The 14166-nt window shown below is 47.7% G+C and carries 15 protein-coding genes; 3 read left to right on the top strand and 12 right to left on the bottom strand.

Annotated features, from left to right (window positions below; all coding sequences use genetic code 11):
- Window positions 1-206: 206 nt before the first annotated feature.
- Genes OHJ17_RS25455 through OHJ17_RS25465 form a run of 3 tightly spaced genes read left to right on the top strand, consistent with a single transcriptional unit; the run spans window position 207 to window position 1961 of the window.
- Window positions 207-416, top strand: a complete 210-nt coding sequence (locus OHJ17_RS25455) for a hypothetical protein (RefSeq protein WP_123677152.1) — start codon at window positions 207-209, stop codon at window positions 414-416.
- Window positions 413-1351 carry a hypothetical protein gene (locus OHJ17_RS25460; RefSeq protein WP_032433719.1) on the top strand — a complete coding sequence of 313 codons (939 nt, stop codon included), beginning with the start codon at window positions 413-415 and terminating at the stop codon, window positions 1349-1351. The genes OHJ17_RS25455 and OHJ17_RS25460 overlap by 4 nt, the downstream gene beginning before the upstream one ends.
- A gap of 1 nt (window position 1352) precedes the next feature.
- Entirely contained in the window at window positions 1353-1961 is a 609-nt protein-coding gene (locus OHJ17_RS25465) for a hypothetical protein (RefSeq protein WP_032433717.1), read from the top strand.
- A gap of 15 nt (window positions 1962-1976) precedes the next feature.
- Here the strand turns inward: OHJ17_RS25465 and OHJ17_RS25470 are convergent, their stop codons facing one another.
- From OHJ17_RS25470 to rpmH, 12 genes are all read right to left on the bottom strand, one after another.
- On the bottom strand, window positions 1977-3020 hold the full coding sequence (locus OHJ17_RS25470; RefSeq protein ID WP_032433716.1) for a helicase RepA family protein: 1044 nt from the start codon (window positions 3018-3020) through the stop codon (window positions 1977-1979).
- On the bottom strand, window positions 2956-4008 hold the full coding sequence (locus tag OHJ17_RS25475) for a primase-helicase zinc-binding domain-containing protein (protein ID WP_223174965.1): 1053 nt from the start codon (window positions 4006-4008) through the stop codon (window positions 2956-2958). Before OHJ17_RS25475 ends, OHJ17_RS25470 begins: the two co-directional genes overlap by 65 nt.
- Window positions 4005-4880, bottom strand: a complete 876-nt coding sequence (locus OHJ17_RS25480) for an integrase domain-containing protein (RefSeq protein WP_032433712.1) — start codon at window positions 4878-4880, stop codon at window positions 4005-4007. Before OHJ17_RS25480 ends, OHJ17_RS25475 begins: the two co-directional genes overlap by 4 nt.
- A gap of 875 nt (window positions 4881-5755) precedes the next feature.
- Window positions 5756-6388: a dCTP deaminase gene (dcd, locus tag OHJ17_RS25485; protein ID WP_077255460.1), complete on the bottom strand. Its 633-nt coding sequence runs from the start codon at window positions 6386-6388 to the stop codon at window positions 5756-5758.
- The gene (locus OHJ17_RS25490) at window positions 6385-7479 is read right to left on the bottom strand and encodes a hypothetical protein (protein ID WP_071557796.1); all 1095 of its coding nucleotides are present in this window, start codon (window positions 7477-7479) and stop codon (window positions 6385-6387) included. The genes dcd and OHJ17_RS25490 overlap by 4 nt, the downstream gene beginning before the upstream one ends.
- The gene (locus OHJ17_RS25495) at window positions 7479-7784 is read right to left on the bottom strand and encodes a hypothetical protein (protein WP_032433711.1); all 306 of its coding nucleotides are present in this window, start codon (window positions 7782-7784) and stop codon (window positions 7479-7481) included. Before OHJ17_RS25495 ends, OHJ17_RS25490 begins: the two co-directional genes overlap by 1 nt.
- A gap of 341 nt (window positions 7785-8125) precedes the next feature.
- On the bottom strand, window positions 8126-9352 hold the full coding sequence (locus tag OHJ17_RS25500) for a tyrosine-type recombinase/integrase (protein WP_071557795.1): 1227 nt from the start codon (window positions 9350-9352) through the stop codon (window positions 8126-8128).
- Window positions 9353-9672: 320 nt separating this feature from the next.
- Window positions 9673-11037, bottom strand: coding sequence for a tRNA uridine-5-carboxymethylaminomethyl(34) synthesis GTPase MnmE (gene mnmE / locus OHJ17_RS25505; RefSeq protein WP_032433710.1), 1365 nt, complete (start codon window positions 11035-11037; stop codon window positions 9673-9675).
- 122 nt (window positions 11038-11159) lie between these two features.
- Window positions 11160-12806 (bottom strand): membrane protein insertase YidC, encoded by a 1647-nt coding sequence (yidC, locus tag OHJ17_RS25510; RefSeq protein ID WP_004150295.1) that lies wholly within the window; start codon window positions 12804-12806, stop codon window positions 11160-11162.
- 2 nt (window positions 12807-12808) lie between these two features.
- Window positions 12809-13066: a membrane protein insertion efficiency factor YidD gene (yidD, locus tag OHJ17_RS25515; protein WP_004151536.1), complete on the bottom strand. Its 258-nt coding sequence runs from the start codon at window positions 13064-13066 to the stop codon at window positions 12809-12811.
- Window positions 13030-13389 carry a ribonuclease P protein component gene (gene rnpA, locus OHJ17_RS25520; RefSeq protein ID WP_004151535.1) on the bottom strand — a complete coding sequence of 120 codons (360 nt, stop codon included), beginning with the start codon at window positions 13387-13389 and terminating at the stop codon, window positions 13030-13032. Before rnpA ends, yidD begins: the two co-directional genes overlap by 37 nt.
- A 15-nt stretch (window positions 13390-13404) precedes the next feature.
- Window positions 13405-13545, bottom strand: coding sequence for a 50S ribosomal protein L34 (gene rpmH, locus OHJ17_RS25525; protein ID WP_000831330.1), 141 nt, complete (start codon window positions 13543-13545; stop codon window positions 13405-13407).
- Window positions 13546-14166 lie beyond the last annotated feature (621 nt).

Consider the following 14166-nt stretch of genomic DNA (forward strand, 5'->3'; position numbering starts at 1 on the left):
TCCCCCATTTATTGTCTACTAAGTAAAAAGAAAGTGGGGGATGCGTTGTGCAATCTAAGGCTACTATAATCTATTGATTTTATTAGGCTATATTATAAATCTGGTTCTCAAATTTGCTCTGGCTAGTAAGTGTTGTATGTTTTAATTGAAAACTAATAAATAGTATTTTACTATCAATTGGTTAATAACTGTTTATATAAAGGATTATGATGAAACAAGAGCATGTACTAATACAGTTTTCTACGAAAAGGCCTTTTTCTAATAAACCTGAAATGCCAGAAGGTGCAGTTTATAATAAAGCAAAGGGTTATTGGATTAGAAATGGAGAACCTTTAGTGTCATATAATTCAGAATATGGAACTAGGGCTACCAAGAAGTGTGATGTTGAAACTGGAGAGGATCAAAAAGGAGAATGAAAAATTATGTATTGATTCTATCAAGTATGTATGATTTTTCCACGGATTTGGTTGTTCAGCGACTGGAAAATAATGGCGATAATTTTATTAGGCTAAACAAAGAGCAATTAAGTGATTATGAGATTTTTTTAGATCCCATAAATACAATCCTAAGGGTGAAAGGTGAATATGTTGATGTAGAAACATCTAATGTAAAATCAGTTTGGTTTCGACAACCAGTTTTTCTAAGAAATACTCCAGGGCGTAGCATTGATATAAATGAGCAGCTTTCATTATCACAATGGAATGCTTTTCTTAGGGGATTAATGGTTTTTGATAAGGCGTATTGGATGAATTGGCCGCAAGCAACATATGCTGCTGAATCTAAGCCATATCAGCTAATGATTGCAAAAAAGATAGGGTTTTGTGTACCTCAAACGATTATTAGTAATTCTCTTGGTTTTGAGAAACTCCCTTCAACGAAGTTTATTATAAAGTCGATGGATACCGTTTTACTTAAAGAAAATGATGATTGCTATTTTACATACACATCGAAAGCTAATCCTGCGGACTTTACTTTAGACAAAACCAAACAAGCACCGATAACGTTTCAAGAATATATTGAGGATAAGTTAGATATTAGAGTTACTATTGTTGGCTCCAAAGTATATGCCGTTGCAATAAAATCTAATGGTAATGCTATCTCTGATGATTGGAGAACCTTAAAAAAAGAAGATCTTGAATATGTCGACATTGAACTTCCTGTTAGAATTAAAAAACTTTGCATAGAGTATGTTAAGTTACTTGGGTTGAATTATGGTGCTATTGATTTTATCAAAACAAAAGACGAATATATATTTATTGAAATAAATCCAACTGGCGAGTGGGGATGGCTTTCTAATGATAAAAGAGAAATTGATTACGATATTGCAAAGAAATTATCTGAGGCTAATTAAAATGTTTTCTAGAATTATTGAGGAAGTTTTCCCATTTCTTTATTTTTACTATATTGCCAACAAAAAAACAGTTAGTGTGTATGATATCACCTTTTCAAACTTTGAGTTTTACTCAGGGTTATCGGATGAAAAAATAGTCGAGAGACTTGAAAGCGAGCATAATAGAGCCAAGGAGATAGATGATAAGACTTTTAAATTTACATTGGCATTAAGTATATCATTAAGTATTATAAGTGCCGGTGCCAGTGGGGTTGTTAAATTTCTTCCTGAAAGTCAATTAAGTCCATATATATCGTTTGTGTTTTTTCTTTCTTCTTTTTATATGCTGTGTGGAGGTCTTATCTCATTAGGTTCATTAAAAACTCTACCAAAATTTGGGTATGGAACGTATTTTGAGATCAACAAAAATAGAGAATCTTTAATTAAGGCTATTATTGGTCAGGAAAAGGTTAATATAATACGGCATATAAGGAATGAGCTTTCTTATATGAGTTTGCGAAATGGGTTTTTACTAATCCTCTTTGCTCTTATTTTGTGTTTATTTATATTGGCTACCAGTTTTTTTGTGAGTCACTTACGATTTGAACCGTTGACATCTTACTGTCTATGAATAGTTATTAAAATTCTAGTGATTGAGTTTAATTTCCTCACCATTTACAAATATCAATCCTTCGCGAATTAGCTTCTCCAGCCAGCGCGAAAATTTCTTCTCGACGTTAATTCCCTTAGCCCGTAGATCTTCGCGCAAGAGCGCGCGGGTACAAGGCTTATTCTGGCTGATGCGTTGGTTAATACAGCGCCATAACGCCGTATGGTTGCGGGTGATATGAGGAACGCCGGGTGGTATGCCACTACTCAGTAAGTCATCGTCTGGTTGCCGGGGCTCGTCGTTCAGTACCAGCGAGGTCACTGGTTCGCCATCACTATCGGTATAGATAACGACTTCCTCAAGATCGTAGGCGGTGACCTCCGGCATCTCCGCATCTTTCATCTTTGTACAACTCAGGGTGATAGCGTTGCGACGTCCCTCACGCCTGACGTTAAACTCGGCATCCAGAGCAGCCTGAAAAGCACTTGAACCGCGAGCGCCTCGCTCCTGATCCTTACCCGAGTGATGAACGATCATCATCGCTGCGCGCGTATGATACCGAATGGCGTCGCAACCTTGGATAAATGCGCCCATATCCCGCGCGGTGTTTTCATCTGAGTTACCAAAACAGCGGGCCAGCGTATCGAGGATAATCAGCCGTACCGGCATTCCGGTCATGTTCTGAATGTCCTTTGCCGCCAGGATCACCTGCTCGATGCTTCCCGGAGCGGCTGGAAAGATCGGGCAGTCGACGCGAAACAGGTTATCGAGCGCCATTTCGTCATTAACGCTGAGTTCCCAGGCGCGGATCCGTCGTGATACACCGGTTCCTCCTTCTCCGGCGATAAACAGCACAGCCCCTTGATTGACTCGCCTTCCGCCCCATGACGTACCGCTGGCAATATGGCACGCCAGCGATACCGCCAGAAAGGATTTAAAAGAGCCGCCGGGGCCGTAAATACTGCACAGCGCCCCGGCGGGAATGAGTCCTTTAACCAGATAATCCTGACTCGTGTTAAACCCTTCTGAGCCCCTGCGCAGCGGAAGGGAGGTGGTGAGAGTACGGTCTGATGCTGTCATGGCTTACGACCTGAGATTTGCAGGAAGCTGCTGGTTGAACCACAATCCGGGAAATGGATTCACCGTAGTGACGGTAAAATTCATCCCAGTCGCTCAATGTGGTGTCTGCAGGGAGAACCACACAGCCCTTCACAACCTCGGCAGCGGCGGTTGCATTCAGCAACCCGGTATTTTTTTCCTGACTGCAATCATTATCGCCAGCCAGGATAAGGTGGCATTCAGGCCACTGCGCCCGGAAAGAGATGGCCACATTTTTCAGGTTGTGCGCCGACAGGGCAGCAACGACTGGAAAATGATGAAAGCATGAGACCGCAAGTGCGGTTGCATATCCTTCGGTAATGATGATGCCTTCCGGTGGTTTGCTGTCCGGTGCCCAGGGTTCCGGTCTACCGTTGCGGCTCGCCTGATGTACCGGGCAAAAACAATCCTTCAGATGGCTACCGGGCAGCAGGTACTTTTTCCCTCCAGGATGAATGAACTGCGCACCTGTCAGCTGCGCGCCTGTATTTCGAATTGGCAATACCAGCGTACCCGCCCCGAAATGCACGCCGCAGATTGTCCGGCTACTACGTTCAGTCAGAAGCCACTGGGCTCGTCGCCAGCCTCGCGTTGTCAGATACGGCGCTTCTCCGGATTCACAATGGCGAAGTAGTGTCTTAATACGCGATTCCATATTCAAAGCCTGTGATTTTTCCCTGGCTGGCGGAACCAGCGGTACAGGATCCATGTCCTGCACCATTCCGGCGGCCGCAACCAGTGCGCAACCGAAGAAGCGGGAAACCAGATCCAGTCCGTCACCTGCGCCGCACTGATTGCAGAACCATGTGCCGCGCCCCTCCAGATCATCCATCCTGAAGCGATCCTTACCCCCACAACAGGGACACGGGCCATGCCGATGATTTGGTGGAATGAAAATGCCAAGTTTTTCAAATATTTTCGGCCAGTTATTGCGTGCCCGATCGGAGACGGCAGAAACGTAATAGCTCATGATTGCCTCCCATACACTTGCTGGATGTAGCGCCCTCGACCATCGCCATGACCAAGATCCATCGCAACCATCGCCCTGGCTTCCTTTATACTCAGCCCCAGTCCCTGGTAGTGCGCCATCGCCTCCTGCGCCCATGAATAGCGCAGACTGTGTGGTGCATAGGGGCCAGTCAGCCCTGCGCGAACTGCGCTGGCACGCCAGTAATTCATTGCGGCGCGCAGATCGGGTTTATTGAGCAAACGTCCCCCGCGTTGTGTCATCAGGGGGATAGCTTGGTTCAGGATGCTGCGTAGCCTTTCAGGTTCGAGCACCACCGTCTGACGGGAACGTGATCCTTTGGTGCCAAAAACCACCTGCAATCGATTTTCTCCACGCTCTAACGCAGCGGCCCATGTCTTCAGAGACTGACAACACTGCACCGCTTCCTGTGAACGCAAACCCATTGCTCTGGCAAGCTCCAGCGTCAGAGCCAGCCCTTCATCCTTTTCATGAAAAGCAGACAGCGCCGACAACCAGCGTTCTGAGGTTAATGGCAGATGCGTTCCTGCCCGGCTGGCGTTACCCAGCCCGAGCGCTTTATTGCTGATGCGCTCCGATTGGGCAAATTTTTGACGTCCAGACTGAGCAAGGATGGTGCGCAGGGCAGCCATCTCGTTTTGTAGCGTGCGTGGCGTAATTCCTGCTTCCCGTCGTGCCATCACGTAGCTTTCAATATGTGACGATTTCAGATGCTGGAGATCCTGAATCTGGATATTCAGCTTGTGCAGATGCTGGCTTAAACGCCCGGCGATACGGAGGCGATCATGGACTGTTTTAAAACTGCCGCCAGCCAGCAGGGCGAGTTTTTCCATGCGTTTTGTAAGTTTCGACATAGCTGCTCTCCACTCAATTCTCCGACGCGCGGTTGGGCACAGCGTGCTGTGCTGAACGATACCGGTGCGCCGGAGAATGCGCGGATGAGGTATGACGGGGTACGGTGATGCACGAATGCAGCCGCCTGCTCAGGCAGGTATATCCCCACAGGTAAAATAACCTGTCCTCCGGTATCGGTTCGGTAGTGCTGGTTTCTCCTTCTGGTAAGTGAATTTCTGACATCTGTTTGAGTGTCAGCCTGTTTGTTGCAGTGGAATTGCAGGCAGTAGCTGGGTTGAAGCTGATCTGCGCGCTGGCGTCACTTTCACTCGCTTACGCTCTTAAAAGTGACGCCGCGTTTTGCACATTCAGCAGGAAGTACGGACGCAAAGCCTTCGGCAATGCCGTCCGACTTCTCTACAGCGTTCTGTCTGTCGCTACGCTTGCAACAGGGTAGCGATAAACGGTGTGGTCACCTGTATCGAGACAGGAGGTCAGTTTCAGACCACGCTTCGTTCCCTGGTTGACCGGGGGGCTGACCGCCAAAGGCGCTTCTTACAGGTCGCAGTTCGTCTTAGAACAGGAAGCTTTTAGGGGTACTGCTATGAGTTGGGGATAGGGTAGAGCGTGGGGAGGGAGAAAGCTGGGGGAAATTGTTTGTAGGATTTGAATAATTTGTTCTTACGCTGTATTGATAGACAAAAAATGAGATTTGGTGGTAAATAAGTAGAAGCTTTATAGTAAGAAAACTATATACGAAAAAATTCAAAGTTGGGGTTTTATGTAAAATACGCGACTTTATTATATTTTTGGATAATATTTATTAACCATCACTACTTAAAAGCCACAGTGTGATGGTTTTTTTGATATAAAAAGAGGTTATCTGTTGATGTTTTTATTTTTTAGCGATTTCATTTTCTCGAATTTGTTCAAGTATAGTTAATTCATTATCACTTTCTGCTGCTGAGACAGTCGGTCTAACATTACCGAAATATTTTCTTTGAGATTCATTGCTTATATATTCACCACCAGTTTCGTTTTGGAATATACGAATCTGGCATATGCGAGAACCGACAATAAGTTCAACAGGGGTATTGCCATGATTAAATAACTCTAAAGATATACAGCCTCTATATCCTGGTTGTATCATGGTATTTAATGAAAGGCCAAGCCTTGTATAACTACTTCGTGATAATACATCAGCATAGCAATTTGGGGGTAAGCTAACATATTCTAATGTTGTTGCTAAAACTACTTGGTGTGGATAAACAATGAACCTATCTCCAAGATCTCGTCTTGTTTCTTGAAAAAATGTTCTGATTGGTTGATGAATTTCATGGTTTTTAGAAGGAAATAATTCTATTGAAGGTTTCCTGGTCATGATGGATACTAAAAAATCGTAGCCAAGTCTAAGATCTATAGTGAAGTTACCAATTTGGTTTATATTTAGAAGAGGTTCAATGAACAATGATTCAGGTTCTGCTGATTCATAATATTGCATCAATTCAGCTTTGCTTAGGAGATTCACTGCGCACTCCATTTCTCAAGTATCATTACGTTTCGAATTGATTTTTCAACCAAATCATTTATGGTTTTTTCTATGGATTCTTTTGATAATCCCTTCCATATGCCTGTCGGATTTTCCCATTCGGTACATAAATACTGCCAGCTACTATTAATAAATGCATGCATTTCATTGTGGTTATTAATTACAAAGGGACGTACATTATCAAAAGTAGTTTTTACATCAAGTAAATTTAAAGGTAATGTTAAGCTGGGGGAAATAATCTTCCCTTGTTTATGTAAGGCTGAAATTACCGCATTAAACATATCAACAACTGGGTTTTTAACATTGTTTAAAAAATCGTTTACAATTTTAATTCGGTTTTCTGTTGATGGATGAGTGTCACTTGCAGGATGAGAACCTGCTAATTTGTATAAGAACTCCACCCCACTTTTTCCAACGAATTGTGCACTGAAAAGATCTGCAAAGAATTCTTTACAATGATTCAGCCAAATAAAATCAGGTAATGTAGCCCATTCAACAATTCCCTGGGGTCCCTTCGGGATCGGGAGTGTACCTTGATTAACTGAACGATAGTTGAGAATAGCCAGTTCAGAAATACCTTTACTAAAATCAACAAAATGACCTAGTTCGTGATATAAAGGTGTAGAGCATAGCGGTCGTCTTCTGTACATTTCAGGTAATGAAATCTGAATTAATTCGGCTTCGAAACTAATACCTAAAGTCTGTTCAAGTAAATCATATGATTGTTTGCTTACAGATCTGAAATAAAATCCATGCATATCTGGCGATAGGGCTGTAGTAATAAGTGTTTCTTCACTTATCCACTTTTTACAGGCGTCATTTAAGCAATAAACAATCTCATAGGGTATTTTTTTTGTGGTGCTACCAGTGAAAAAGTTAACTGCATTAGTGATGAAAAAAGTACATTCTGTAATTATTTCATCAGCAATTGTCCCATGTTTTTCATATAACTTATCTACTGCTTCTTGAAGAACAGAAAGATACTTATGCATATCTTTAGAAAAGTAGGGAGATTCTGATATCTCCCTTAGTTTATTCCGAACTAATATAAGCTGTGTGAATGCTAGCATTAAATGTGCTCTAATACATTTCGGGCCATTGTTGGTTCTAACATATCTTCGCTAGTTACTCTGGTTAGCACCTGGGCGAGAGCCTGAGTATGTTGTATTTCAACTGCTAGCGAGATGGATTCTCTATGATTAGGAATCTGTAGCTGATCACCTCTATCTACAGTCAAAGTTGAAGCTTCTCTAATTACTTCATAAACCCTTGATTTTAGCTGCTGTGAAACTTCTTGCTGAGAAGCTATAAGTTGAAGCACCGTTTTTATGAGCTTCAAAGAATCAGAAGTTTGCTGAGGAACCGCATAGAGCATAACTCCCCCTTTCCTTATCTGTAACCGCCTTCTCTAGTTGTAACGATGTTACTGCGTAGGCGGGTTTTAGTTTGTTTTAATATATATAGTATCTAAAGTTGTTTTATGACACTATATATGGTGTTTTCGTTATGAGTTAAAGACACAAAAGCTCTGTTTTAACAGAGCTTTTGTGTCTTTAACTTGACCTTTTTCTATACGGAGTGTATGTCAAGCTTAATCCATAATCAAGTTGCTGCGGTGCTTTATTGAGGGATACAGGATAGAGATCATGTAAAGTCCTAACAATAGTAGTCACTTGTTTGGGATTGCATTTAAACTTTATTCCGTTTTGGAATTAATCAAAAAACTGTTTTAGTTTCATAAGCCTTCCCAAACTTCCCGATAACCACCTTCCGCCCCTCCTCAATCTGCGCATCAACAAAGTCCGCCCAGGACTGAAGCATCTCCCGGCGCTGATTCAGGTATTCCGCACGATTGTAGACACCGCGAACGCCGCCGATCTTATGCGCCAGGCATTTCTCCACCCAGTCTGAGTTGTAGCCTTGCTCATGGAGCAATGTGCTGGCAGTACGCCGGAAGTCATGAATAACAAAATCCCTGACGTTCAGATCCAACGTACGCACCGCGCAGTTAAGCGTTGTTTTGGAGATCGGGCGTCGGTGGTCGTTTCGGCTGGGGAAGACGTAAGGGGAATCTCCGGCCAGAAATTTTAGCTCTTCGAACATCGCCAGCGCCTGCTTTGACAGCGGAACAATATGCGGGTTATCCATCTTCATTCTTTCGCCGGGTATATGCCATTCCAGCGCATTGAAGTTAACTTCACTCCATGTCGCTTCAATCATCTCCGATTTACGCACCATGCAGATGATCAGCAGGTGCAAAGCCAGCTTGTGGCGTCGGTTCATATTAGAGGTGTAGATCCCCCGTAGCAGGATGCCGATCTCTTCTGCGGTTAGCGCCACATCGCGGCTTGTTGCTTGTGCGATATAACGGGCCTCGATAGCGGCTGCCGGGTTGTTGAATATGATTCCCCTGGAAATCGCATAGGCCAGCATGCGTTTAAGCACGTTTCGCGTCAGTAGCGCGACGTGATCGGAACCTCGTTGCTTGATGCGGTCGAGCACGACCTGAATGTGGGCAGTTGTGAGTTCTTCGAGTTCCAGCTTCCCGAGGATGGGAATGATGTCCTTCTCGATAACGCGAGTGATGTTGCGCGGATCGCGGTTACTTTTTTCAACGATATCGGTCAGCCAGCGTTTGGCGAATGTTTTGACTGTCGTTGGGTCTTTCTGTTTAAGCTTTTCTTCCTGCTTTTTCTGCGCGGGATTGATGCCATGGGCCACCATTGAGCGGCACTTTTCACGCCAAAGCCGCGCTTCTGCAAGTGAGAAAGCAGGGTATTCGCCCAGCGTGATCTTTTGCGATTTGTTGTCAAAGCGGTAGCGGAAACGCCAGATTTTTCGTCCGGTGGGAAGAACTTCAATCACCAGTCCGTCATGATCGGCAAGTTGCCAGGGGCGGTTTCTGGGGGCAAGTGTGCGTAGTTTGGTATCTGAAAGTGCCATATCTCACCTCTACAGTGTGTCCATGAGCATCCTTTCTAATAGATTGTTTAATATTGGATTATTAACGCCTTCTTTTTCACTGTGTCCATGAGAAGGCAGATTTGAACGTTTTTTATACCGTTTTTTGTGTCCATTTGATGTGATTTTTAGCTCAAAAAATAAACAATGACACGTGAGGGATTTAAAGATGGGCACAATTCAGGACACAAAAATCGCGGATGACCCCGCACGACTATGGACGAGTATGGAAAGTAAAAACCCGCATTAACAGGCAGTTAATGCGGGTTAGTGAACGTTCACGGACGAAGATGGACTAAAATTTACTTACCGATGCAGAAGCTAGAGAAGATGCGGCCCAGCAGATCGTCGGAAGTGAACTCCCCGGTGATCTCGCTCAGCGCCTGCTGCGCGAGGCGCAGCTCTTCCGCCAGCAGCTCGCCGGCCCAGGCGCCCAGCAGCTGGGCTTTGCCTTGCTGCAGATGGTTCGCCGCCTCTTCCAGGGCCTGCAGGTGACGGCGGCGGGCGAGGAAGCCGCCTTCCATATTGGTATCGAAGCCCATGCTCTGCTTGAGGTGGTTACGTAGCACCTCCACGCCTTCGCCGGTACGTGCCGACAGGCGAATAAGTGAGTGGCCATTTACTTCGCTGATACCGAGCGCTTCGCCGGTGACATCGGCTTTATTGCGCACCACGGTAATCGGCAATTTAGCGGGCAGGCGCTCGATAAAGTCTGGCCAGATCTCCGCCGGGTCAACGGCGCCGGTGGTGGTGCCATCGACCATAAACAGCACCCGATCGGCCTGGGCAATCTCCTGCCAGGCGCGCTCGATGCCGATACGTTCCACTTCGTCATTAGCATCGCGCAGGCCTGCGGTATCGATGATATGCAGCGGCATGCCGTCGATATGGATATGCTCGCGTAGCACGTCGCGGGTGGTACCGGCGATATCGGTGACGATCGCCGCTTCGCGGCCCGCCAGGGCGTTCAGCAGGCTTGATTTACCGGCATTTGGCCGCCCGGCGATCACCACTTTCATCCCTTCGCGCAGCAGGCTGCCCTGACGAGCTTCCGCGCGGACGGCGTCGAGATCGGCCATCACCTCGTTCAGCTGGGCTTCAATTTTGCCGTCGGAAAGGAAATCGATTTCTTCATCCGGGAAGTCAATGGCCGCTTCCACGTAGATGCGCAGGTGAGTGAGCGCTTCCACAAGATGATTCACCCGCGCGGAGAACACCCCCTGCAGCGAATTCAGCGCCGAGCGCGCCGCCTGCTCTGAACTGGCGTCGATAAGGTCGGCGATGGCCTCTGCCTGCGCCAGATCGAGCTTGTCGTTGAGGAACGCGCGCTCGGAAAACTCACCCGGCCTGGCGATGCGCAGGCCCGGCAGGGTCAGAATACGTTTAAGCAGCAGGTCGAGAATGACCGGGCCGCCGTGGCCCTGCAGCTCAAGCACATCTTCCCCGGTAAAGGAGTTCGGCCCGGGGAACCACAGCGCAATCCCCTGATCCAGCGGGGTACCGTCAACGTCGTTGAACGGCAGGTAGTCGGCATAGCGCGGCTTCGGCAGCTTGCCCAGTACCGCCTGCGCGACGTCGCGCGCCTTAAGGCCGGAGATACGCAGGATGCCCACACCCCCGCGTCCCGGAGGGGTTGCCTGGGCGACGATAGTGTCGTTATGGCTCATGGTGACTCTCTATGTAGATGTAAAAAAGGCGGTCCATTGACCGCCTTCTCTGGCATTAACGTTACCGTAACTACTCTAAATTATCCAAGTCGCAGATGCGTTGGCTTGAAGAATGAAGAGTATCAGGATTTCTTCTTCTCGCGGCTATGCAGGCCACGTTTCTCCAGACCACGGTAAATTAGCTGCTGCTGAATAATGGTGACCAGGTTGCTGACGATGTAGTACACCACCAGGCCAGACGGGAACCACAGGAAGAACACCGTGAAGATGACCGGCATAAAGGTCATGATCTTCTGCTGCATCGGGTCGGTCACGGTGGTCGGCGACATCTTCTGGATGAAGAACATGGTCGCGCCCATGATGATCGGCAGGATGTAGTACGGGTCCTGAGCAGACAGGTCGTGGATCCACAGGATAAACGGCGCATGACGCAGTTCAACCGAGGCGCTCAGCATGTAGTACAGCGCAAGGAAGATCGGCATCTGAATAATCAGCGGGAAGCAGCCGCCCAGCGGGTTTACTTTTTCCGCTTTATACAGCGCCATCATCTCCTGGCTTTGACGTTGTTTATCGTCGCCCAGACGCTCACGCATGGCCTGAATCTTCGGCTGCAGCATGCGCATCTTCGCCATGGAGGTGTACTGCGCTTTGGTCAGCGGGTACATGATGCCACGAACGATAAAGGTGATAACGATGATCGAGAAGCCCCAGTTGCCGAGGAAGCTGTGGATGAATTTCAGCAGCTTGAACAGCGGTTGGGAGATGAACCACAGCCAGCCGTAGTCGACGGTCAGATCCAGGTGCGGCGCAACGGCAGCCATTTTGTCCTGAATAGCCGGGCCGACCCACAGCGTGCTCTGCAGTTTGTCGGTCTGGCCTGGCTGCACCAGTACCGGCTGCGATTTGTAGCCAATAGCGACAACGCCGTTGCCGAGGTTGGCGGTGTAGAAGTTATTCGTCCCGTTATTCCGCGGCACCCATGCGGTGGTGAAGTACTGCTGCAGCATGGCAACCCAACCGTTTTTGGTGCTGACGTTCAGGTTTTCGTTATCCAGAATGGTATCGAATTTATATTTTTCGTATTTCGAATCCGCAGTGGAGAACGCGGCGCCACGGAAAGTATGCATCGTGGACAGGCCACCGGTCTGCGTATCGCGACTGGTCGGCAGCGCAGCGGTCTGCTTCAGCTGACCGAAGGTTGAGACTTCCAGAGGCTTCTCGCTGGCATTCTGCACGCTGTAACCCACGTTCACCGCATAGCCACCGCGCTTCAGGGTGAAGGTTTTGGTGAAGACGTTGCCGGCTTTGTCAGTGTAGGTCAGCGGGATAACGAGCTCATCCTGGCCATCGGCCAGCACAAACGCCTCTTTATCGACGTTGTACAGCGGACGCGGGCCGTTTGCCGGGTTATCCGGACCGTCACGGCCGGTTAAGCCGCTCTGCGCCTGGTAGACAAACTGCGGCGTGGTTTCCAGTAACTGGAACGGTTCGGTCGATTTCAGCGTTTTTGGATACGCCAGAAGCAGCGCCTGCTCAATATCGCCACCGTTGGTGTTGATAGTCAGCTCAAGCACGTCGGTTTTAACCGTAATCAGTTTCCCCTGGCCACTGGCCGGTACGCCCTGGTCGGCGGCGCTACCCGCTGCTGTGGTCGTAGTCTGCGTGGTCTGCTGCTGGGGCTGCGGATTTTTGTCCTGCTCCCAGGCTTGCCAGATCATGAAAGACACGAACAACAAAGCGATGATAAGAAGATTGCGTTGCGAATCCATCGTTAGTGTTCTCTGGTATCAAATGGTCCAGGCGGGACGGGATCGTCACCACCAGGGTGTAAAGGGTGGCATTTTAATACGCGTTTCATCGTCAACCAACTGCCTTTTATCACTCCAAACCTGCGTAAGGCCTCAATTCCGTATTGAGAACAGGTTGGGGTGAAACGACAATGCGGCCCGAGTAGCGGACTAATCAGGCGCTGATAAACTCGAATCAGGCCGATCAGGACCCGCGAGCCAGGCGACAATGGCGGCGCCATAATTTTTCCAACGCTTCCGAGAGAGCACGGTTATCGAGGTCGGCAACCCCTCTTTTCGCCACCACCACGAAATCCATTGGCGGGAGTTCATGTTGACGCAAACGAAAACTTTCACGCGTCAGACGTTTAATCCGATTGCGTTCATGTGCGCGTTTCACGTTTTTCTTGGCGACGGTGAGACCGATGCGGGGATGCCCCAGCGAATTCAGGCGGCCGAGGATGGTGATTTGCGGCGTGCCAGCCCGTTGTGGCTGCTGGAAGACGAAAGTGAAATGACTGGGAGTTAACAAGCGTAACTCCCTGGGAAATGCGAGCTTAACCACGCAGGGTTAGCTTTATTACTTGGAAACGGTCAGACGAGCGCGGCCTTTAGCACGACGACGTGCCAGAACCTGACGACCATTTTTAGTAGCCATACGAGCACGGAAGCCGTGAGAACGGTTGCGCTTCAGTACAGACGGTTGAAAAGTGCGTTTCATGGCGATTTCTACCTAAACTTGAATAAATTCACTGACTTTTGCGTAGACCCGAACGAACTTCGAACGACTTACGCCTCAGCGTGGGTGATTAAAGAGGCCGGATTGTAATAATTGTACACTCCGGAGTCAATTCTCTTTCCTTATTTCTCGCACCTCGTCGCACAAAAAATAAGCTGAGACGCGTGACGAAAACGGGCATTACGCGCCGGGTGGGGGATTATACGGCCTGGCCAGTAAAGCGCAAGGATCCACAAGGATCTTTATTAGATCGTTTCCGCCCAAAAGCGGCATAGCTCATCAATTTTTCCAATATGCGGCGGAAATCGTGCTTCACTCCCCGCAGGATCGATTACACTTACCCGGTTTCGATCCTTCCTGTGGATAAATCGGGAAGAATCTGTTGAGAAACACAAGATCTCTTTCTCAGTTTAGGCTATGATCCCCGGTCCCGATCGCGATCCCCGGATCCGCAGCGGGTAATAACCGCAGATAGCGGTTCGCACGTCACCCCTTTTGTGCAGGGGCTTTTCGGCTAATGCAGGGTCTTGTCGACGTGTGCCAACAATCACGATTGTTTCAGTTTTTCTTTGATATCGATTTTATGTTCGAGTGGAGTCCGCC

This window comes from Klebsiella sp. KP20-425-1, assembly GCF_025813515.1.
GTDB lineage: Bacteria > Pseudomonadota > Gammaproteobacteria > Enterobacterales > Enterobacteriaceae > Klebsiella > Klebsiella pneumoniae.